General features: G+C 34.9%; 10 protein-coding genes and 1 rRNA gene. All 11 read right to left on the minus strand.

All coding sequences use genetic code 11. From position 1 onward, the window contains the following. Nucleotides 1–14: 14 nt before the first annotated feature. Entirely contained in the window at nt 15–884 is an 870-nt protein-coding gene (gene rsmI / locus JOC83_RS18810; RefSeq protein ID WP_205188921.1) for a 16S rRNA (cytidine(1402)-2'-O)-methyltransferase, read from the minus strand. Next, a complete protein-coding gene (locus JOC83_RS18815) occupies nt 862–1149 on the minus strand; it encodes a GIY-YIG nuclease family protein (RefSeq protein ID WP_205188922.1) in 288 nt (95 codons plus the stop codon). Before JOC83_RS18815 ends, rsmI begins: the two co-directional genes overlap by 23 nt. Next, a complete protein-coding gene (locus tag JOC83_RS18820; RefSeq protein ID WP_205188934.1) occupies nt 1136–1879 on the minus strand; it encodes a methyltransferase in 744 nt (247 codons plus the stop codon). The genes JOC83_RS18815 and JOC83_RS18820 overlap by 14 nt, the downstream gene beginning before the upstream one ends. Nucleotides 1880–1946: 67 nt before the next feature. Beyond that, nucleotides 1947–2315, minus strand: coding sequence for a DNA replication initiation control protein YabA (gene yabA, locus JOC83_RS18825; RefSeq protein ID WP_205188923.1), 369 nt, complete (start codon nt 2313–2315; stop codon nt 1947–1949). A gap of 14 nt (nt 2316–2329) precedes the next feature. Then, the gene (locus JOC83_RS18830) at nt 2330–3157 is read right to left on the minus strand and encodes a PSP1 domain-containing protein (RefSeq protein WP_205188924.1); all 828 of its coding nucleotides are present in this window, start codon (nt 3155–3157) and stop codon (nt 2330–2332) included. Between the two features lie 4 nt (nt 3158–3161). Continuing rightward, the gene (gene holB / locus JOC83_RS18835; protein ID WP_205188925.1) at nt 3162–4154 is read right to left on the minus strand and encodes a DNA polymerase III subunit delta'; all 993 of its coding nucleotides are present in this window, start codon (nt 4152–4154) and stop codon (nt 3162–3164) included. Nucleotides 4155–4190: 36 nt separating this feature from the next. Next, the gene (locus JOC83_RS18840) at nt 4191–4520 is read right to left on the minus strand and encodes a cyclic-di-AMP receptor (protein WP_205188926.1); all 330 of its coding nucleotides are present in this window, start codon (nt 4518–4520) and stop codon (nt 4191–4193) included. A gap of 82 nt (nt 4521–4602) precedes the next feature. Further along, nucleotides 4603–5232 carry a dTMP kinase gene (gene tmk, locus JOC83_RS18845; protein WP_205188927.1) on the minus strand — a complete coding sequence of 210 codons (630 nt, stop codon included), beginning with the start codon at nt 5230–5232 and terminating at the stop codon, nt 4603–4605. A gap of 16 nt (nt 5233–5248) precedes the next feature. Then, the gene (locus JOC83_RS18850; RefSeq protein WP_205188928.1) at nt 5249–6679 is read right to left on the minus strand and encodes an aminotransferase class I/II-fold pyridoxal phosphate-dependent enzyme; all 1431 of its coding nucleotides are present in this window, start codon (nt 6677–6679) and stop codon (nt 5249–5251) included. Nucleotides 6680–6867: 188 nt separating this feature from the next. Further along, nucleotides 6868–7059, minus strand: a complete 192-nt coding sequence (locus JOC83_RS18855) for a sigma factor G inhibitor Gin (RefSeq protein WP_205188929.1) — start codon at nt 7057–7059, stop codon at nt 6868–6870. A 137-nt stretch (nt 7060–7196) separates the two neighbouring features. Further along, nucleotides 7197–7290: ribosomal RNA gene (gene rrf / locus JOC83_RS18860) — 5S ribosomal RNA — on the minus strand; the annotation flags it as partial.

A 7290-nucleotide genomic window follows, 5' to 3' on the forward strand; every position in this document is an offset into this window, starting at 1 on the left:
CATGACAGCTTTTTTTATTCTATATGATAAGCATTATACACGTCTCTTTTTGGAACATCTCTTTCTACTGCTACTTGTTTAATTGCTTCTTTAGGTGAACATGCCTTTTCATTGATATAGTAATCAACGTGCTCAATTAAAGTTTTGTTTTCCCACCATTTTTCTGTTTCCTCTTCTTCCTTACTACCTTCAACGATTAAACAAAACTCGCCTCTTACTTCCTCCGTAGATGCCCAATTAAATGCCTCTGAGATAGAACCACGTAAAAATTCCTCATAGCGCTTTGTTAGCTCTCTAGACAATACAATTTGGCGGTTCCCCCATACATCATTCATCAGTTTTAACGTCTCTTTTAATCGATGAGGTGCTTCATAAAAGATAATGGTTTCTTTTCTGTATTTAAGTTCTTGTAATTCTTCTGTTTTCTGCTTCTTTTGACGATGTAAAAACCCATAAAAATAAAAGTGATCTGTTGATAAACCTGACGCGGTTAATGCTGTTAATGCTGCATTTGCACCTGGTAAAGGGACAACGGTTTGATTTTCTTTTACCGCTAGTGCTACCAACTCATAACCAGGATCAGAGATGCAAGGCATACCCGCATCACTCACTAGGCCAATTGATTGCCCTCTCTGTAAATCTTCAATGATTTGTTTTCCTTTACTCTCTTTATTGTGCTCATGATAACTTTTAATAGGTGTTGGGATATCAAAATGATTACATAGCTTTTTCGTTTGTCTCGTGTCTTCGGCTGCAATGTAATCTACTTCTTTTAAAATACGAATTGCACGAAATGTCATGTCTTCTAAATTCCCAATAGGTGTTGGTATGAGATACAGGGTTCCACCTTTTTGTTCAGGGCTATAGCTTTTTTGCTGCTGCATACTTGTTTTCTCGCTCCTTTAAGATGAACTTTTCTTTTTGCACACGTGTTAACTGCTTAAATTGATATTCCATCTGCATGGCTTCTCGCTTTGTTGAATACTCTTTTGCAATTAATAATAAAACAGGCTTTCTTGCTCGAGTATATTTTGCGCCTTTTCCTTCGTTATGTGCATGTAATCTTTTCTCTATATCGATCGTATAACCGGCATAAAAGCTTCCATCTTTACATTCCACTACATAAAAGTAGTGACTATTCTTTTCCATATAAGATGCTCTCTAACTCCTTTGTATACTCGTTGTTATCTTGATAAACAAACAATGGAGGTAACACTTTTAAGTCTGCATTTCCTCCCTTGATACCTTCAATCAAAATTGTATTTGCTTCTTTTCCCGCTTTTGGATAGACAAATTGCAATCGCTTAGGCTCTACTTTATACTTCCTCATAAGCGTCACAATATCTAATAATCGTCCCGGCCTATGCACAAGCGCTATCTTTCCTCCTTGACGGACAAGCTGACTGCTTACTCGAATGACATCTTCTAATGTACAATGAATTTCATGCCTAGCAATAGCAAAATGTTCATTTATATTTTGTTCGTCTTTTTTAGGTGTAAGGAAATAAGGAGGGTTACATGTTACGATATCAAACTTTCCATGTCCTAATTTTTGTGGCATATCTTTCAAATCACCATGAATGACTTGAATTTGATCTTCAAGCTGATTATAAGAAATGCTTCTTTCAGCCATGCTATGTAGTCTCTCTTGAATTTCAACACCTGTAATCAAAGCATGTGTTCGTTTAGATAGTAGTAAAGGGATAACTGCATTTCCCGTACATAAATCAATGATATGACCTTTTTGAATGGGAACATAAGCAAATTTCGCTAATAAAACGGCATCTAATGAAAAAGCGAACACAGAGGGACTTTGTATAATTCGCAAATTTTCTTCCGCTAGTAAATAATCTAAACGCTCATCTTCGTATAATTGCACCATTATGTGATTCTCCTTTAAGTAGTACCTTATATAAAAAATAGCCTCTCCAAACGGAAAGGCTTTTTTACTTCTTATTTAAGAATGACAAACAAAATAAACAGTCTCCATCTTTTCGAATGCTTCCATAGTGTATATTACAAATATGAAAGCCTTCTTGATAAAGCCGAGCCAAGTTATCATACCCTTCTCCGATATCTACTTGTTTTTGTTCTCTTGTTTGTTTATTCATTTTTTGATTCCGATGCTTTCGTTGCACTTCTTCAATATTTGTTTGGTCAAGGCGGCGGCGCAAATGGTCATTTTCAAGCTTTAAATGATGATTTTCTTCAATGATTTCACCAAGATGCTCTTTCAACTCACCTAATTGCTTGTATAAATGCCCTATTTGCTCCTCCATATTAGTAACCGAATCAAAAATTTCTTTTTTATCCACCTTTGCCCACCTCGTTACTCTGTGGCTTGAAATGAAACAGCCCCTTCTTTTACAATTTCATCTAATGTAAATTCAACGATTTGTTCGTGCTCTAACAGCTCTACTTGGATAATTCTTTCTAATATATTAAGACCTACAACACGCCCAGAGCCATTAGGTGTTTTAATCACCGCACCCAAATCAGGTAACTGTTCTTTCGCTGTTTCATATTCATCATTTTCGTATTTTAAACAACACATTAAGCGACCACATAATCCAGATATCTTTGTTGGATTTAAAGATAAATTTTGATCTTTCGCCATTTTGATGGATACAGGCTCAAAATCTCCTAAGAATGTAGAACAGCAAAGCATTCGTCCACAAGGTCCAATACCACCTAAAAGCTTTGCTTCATCTCGAACACCAATTTGTCGTAATTCAATTCGTGTACGGAAAATGGCAGCTAAATCTTTCACTAACTCTCGAAAATCGATGCGTCCGTCAGCGGTAAAGTAAAAGATGACCTTATTACGATCAAATGTATATTCTACATCTACTAATTTCATATCTAAGCTATGCTCTTGAATTTTTTGCATACATACATCGTACGCTTCTTGAGCTGCGTTTTTATTCTCATCTACAATGAGTCGATCTTTTTGTTCAGCAATACGAATCACCTTTTTCAAAGGAAGAACGACATCATTTTCACTTACTTGCTTTTTATTAATGACCACTTTGCCGAATTCCACACCGCGAACTGTTTCAACAATCACAAATTCGCCATCAGGAATATTTAGCTCTCCAGGATCAAAGTAATAAATCTTCCCCGCTTTTTTAAAGCGTACTCCTACTACATCATACAAGCTTTTATCCCTCCTGCAAATCCAACACCAGCTGTTCCATCAATAACTGTATATTCATATTAGAATTTAGTTTATTTTTAGCCTTCATAACTACTTCAAGCTGATGAATAGCTTTTTTTTGAGTCATTTGAAGAGCCTGCATTTTTAATTCTTCAAGCTTATGACGATACACAACCTTCGATTCCTGTCCTATTTGTAACGTCAATACATCTCGATAAAGAAGCATTAATAAGTTCAATCCAACTTGCACTTGTTCTTTTTCTACAAAATGAGACATCCACTGTTCGTGAACAAAAAGAAGGGCTTGTTGAGGTCTAGTTGTTAATACTTCATATAATTGTATCACTAACTTTCTTGCAAGTCCAAACCATTCGTCTTCACTTAGATGTAAGGCCTCATCTATACTATTTGTTAAGAAAGAAAGAATAGATGCCATTGATTCTGGAACATGATGTTCTATTAATTTTTGCTCTAAATTCTCTGGTGTTAAGGCTTGAAAAGAAATAACTTGGCACCTTGAGATAATCGTATCTAATAATTTATGAATTTGTTCCGTTAGAAGAATCGCATATGTGTTATCGCCAGGTTCCTCTAAAAACTTTAATAGACTATTCGCAGCACTTGTTGTCATTTTATCAATGTGATTCACTATATATAACTTTTGATTAGACTCGACTCCTGTTTTCGTAAACTCTGCCTGCAAATATTGTACTTGCTCTTTTTTAATTGATAACCCTGATGGTTCAATAAAATGAACATCTGGATGATTAGAAGAGTCAATTCTTCGACAGTTAATGCAGTTATTACAAGGCTTGTACTCATTCGGTTGCTGACAAAATAATGCTTTTGCAAATAAAAGACTGGTTTCTCTCTTTCCCGTACCTTTACTTCCTTCAAATAGATAGGCGTGGGCTACTCGACGTTTTACAAGGCTGTTTTTTATTATTTTTAAAGCATTTGGTTGAATTAATTCAAGATCGTCCCACGTTTTCGTCATACATTTATCACTCACTTATGCATCGCATTTTATTTATTAAAACTGATGAAACTGATCAACAGGCAGAACAAATACAGTAGCTCCTCCTACTTCGACTTCTACTGGATACGGAATATATGAATCTGCGTTACCCCCCATTGGTGAAACTGGAGAAATTAATTGACGACGGTTTTCACATTCACTTTTAATAATCCCTAAAACCGTATCTACTTTCTCATCTTCTGTTCCAATCATAATCGTTGTATTCCCTGACTTTAAAAATCCACCTGTACTCGCTAGCTTTGTAGATCGAAAGCCTTTTTCCACTAACGCATTCAATAATTTTGCACCGTCAGAATCTTGAATGACAGCTACAATTAACTTCATTTGTCTGCACCTCGATTTCTTTATAAATTTTTACTATTGTTATCTCTATTATAACAATATTCCATAACCCATAAAGATGGAATTATTTATTTAAAATAGAGATTAGCTTTTCATAGGCTACTTGATATACTTCTTCAATTGTTTTACTAGCGTCAATCGAATAAATACGATTTGGGAATTTTTCAATCACTTTTAAATACCCCTTGCGTACATTATGATGAAATTCAAGCTTCTCTAAATCTAAACGATTAACCTCTCGCTCTTTATTTTTATTAATTCTTTCTAATCCCAATTCAGGCTTAATATCAAAAAACAGTGTAGCTTGTGGCATGATATCCTCTATTGCAAACTGATTGATTTGATATACTTCCTCAATCCCTAACTTTCTTGCAAAACCTTGATAAGCAAGAGAACTATCAACAAACCGATCACATAGAACAATTTTTCCATGTTCTAAAGCAGGAACAACTTTTTCAACGAGGTGCTGCCTTCTTGCAGCTGCATAAAGCAATGCTTCTGTTCTCGCATCCATGGCAGTATTAGCTGGATTTAAGATAATTTCTCTAATTTGCTCTGCAATTGTAATACCTCCTGGTTCTCTTGTAAGAATAACGTCATATCCTTCTTTTTTTAATTGATCATGTATCATATGAATAATCGTTGTTTTTCCAGCCCCCTCAGGACCTTCAAACGTAATAAACATTCCTGACATTGTTTTTCATTCTCCTTTATGTTAGAAATACGTCTAGATATCCATCGGAAATAGCGTGACCACCTTGGATCTTAGCACCTAAACGTTGCAATTGTAAGATGTAATGAATATGTTCGCTGGTAATCTGTTCTCCTTCTAATAGAATAGGAATACCAGGTGGATAAGGAATAACAGGCTTAGAAACAAAAAGGCCTTTTGACTCTTCAATAGCTACTGTTGATTTTTTAAGCTGTGTCATCTGCTTATAACTTAATACAGACGAAACAGCAGGAAAGGTAAATGACGACTTTACACTTTGATTAACTGCATTGTCTTTATACAAAGGAGATTGTACAGCTCTTGTCATTCGTTTTATGGTTTCTTCTATTTCAATTTCTTCACTTAAAGGTAAAACAAACAGCACTTGAAATGAATCAGCTAGTTCTGAGTAGACTCCTTCTTGTTCAAATAAGTGTTGCAATTCATATCCCGTACAAAAAGAAGCTCGAATCATTACTTTTAAAGGGTCTTTCTGTTTAAGTGGTACAACCCGCAAACCAGGTATACGATTAATCCCATCACAAAGCCTTTCTATTCTTTTCATTACCTTTTTTACGTGCAAAGGACTAAAGTGAGCTAAGTAATATCTAGCTATATCTAAAGAAGCCATAAGTACATAAGATGGACTACTCGACTGCAAAATACTTAAATACGAAGACAGCTTTTCTCTATTAATAAGAGATCCTTGTACATGTAGATAGGAAGCCATTGTCATAGCAGGCAATGTTTTATGTGCAGAGTGAATAACAATATCTGCCCCTGCTTGTACAGCTGATGTTGGAAAAAGATCTCCTACTATAAAATGTGCTCCATGTGCTTCATCTACAATAACAGGTATCTGATAGGAATGCGCTAATTGTACAACTTTACAAATATCAATGGTGGCACCATAATAAGTTGGATTAGTTACGATTAATGCTTTAGCATCTGGGTAGTCTCTTAACGCTTTCTCTATCGTTTGAATCGATAATCCTGTACTTATATTTGCATTCTCATCAACAGTTGGAGAAAGGTAAATAGGTTTAGATTTAGAAAGCTTTAAACCGTTTAAAATCGATTTATGTGAATCTCTTTGGACAAGGACCTTATCATCTTCGCCACAAACGGATAAAATAGACGCTAAATTTCCCACAGTTGACCCATTAACTAAAAAATAAGTGAAATCAACTCCATATACATCTGCAGCTAACTTCTGTGCATCTTCAATCACTTCTTCAGGATCATGTAAATCGTCTAATCCATTTAATTCTGTCATATCAATTTTCAATATGGAAGAAAACACATTATCGTTAAGAAGAGGAAACACGCTTCCACTTTTATGTCCTGGAACGTGATAGGAAATTGGCTGACCCGATGAATGCTTTAAAAGAGCATCATATAGAGGTGTTTTTCTTTGATCAAGATTCATAAAAATCTTCCTTTTTAAATACTTTTTCTTAAGGTTTTATGCATACTTATTATATCAATTAATGAAACATCAATCTATTTAAGGTTTAAGCCACCTACGAATATTCACCTATATGTGAAAATAAAAGGAAAAAGTTCATCATAAAGCTCTGCTGACTAAAACAGAATTTACAATGAACTTTATCTCGTTTATACAGAAGATTTGAAAGCTGTTACTCTTTTTAATTTTTGGACAAAGTAACGGTATCTTCGAGTATTTGTTTCAGTACTAACGATTTCTGATTCACATTCTCGACAAAGAAATTCTGAAAAAATATGAATTCCTTCTGTTATCGGTTTTGTCTCCTCACAAACACAACAAATTTCTTTTGAATAATCCATACCTCTCCACCTCCATTAATAGTTATTAACTTTTTAAGTGGAAATTATACAAATCTATTCTATGAAATTATAAATATATAAAACTTTTTCTATTTAAAAAACAAAAACACTAGCGATATCGCTAGTGTTTTCTTATTGCCCGGCAACGTCCTACTCTCACAGGGACAAAGTCCCAACTACCATCGGCGCTAGAGAGCTTAACTTCCGTGTTCGGCATGGGAACGGGTGTGA

Source organism: Priestia iocasae (genome assembly GCF_016909075.1).
GTDB lineage: Bacteria > Bacillota > Bacilli > Bacillales > Bacillaceae_H > Priestia > Priestia iocasae.

What these genes read in the sequence shown, in the direction of transcription:
- rsmI (WP_205188921.1), bottom strand. Translation starts at nt 884, where the DNA reads ATGCAGCAGCAAAAAAGCTATAGCCCTGAACAAAAAGGTGGAACCCTG.
- tmk (WP_205188927.1), bottom strand. Translation starts at nt 5,232, where the DNA reads ATGTCAGGAATGTTTATTACGTTTGAAGGTCCTGAGGGGGCTGGAAAA.
- JOC83_RS18850 (WP_205188928.1), bottom strand. Translation starts at nt 6,679, where the DNA reads ATGAATCTTGATCAAAGAAAAACACCTCTATATGATGCTCTTTTAAAG.
- JOC83_RS18855 (WP_205188929.1), bottom strand. Translation starts at nt 7,059, where the DNA reads ATGGATTATTCAAAAGAAATTTGTTGTGTTTGTGAGGAGACAAAACCG.
- holB (WP_205188925.1), bottom strand. Translation starts at nt 4,154, where the DNA reads ATGACGAAAACGTGGGACGATCTTGAATTAATTCAACCAAATGCTTTA.
- JOC83_RS18815 (WP_205188922.1), bottom strand. Translation starts at nt 1,149, where the DNA reads ATGGAAAAGAATAGTCACTACTTTTATGTAGTGGAATGTAAAGATGGA.
- JOC83_RS18840 (WP_205188926.1), bottom strand. Translation starts at nt 4,520, where the DNA reads ATGAAGTTAATTGTAGCTGTCATTCAAGATTCTGACGGTGCAAAATTA.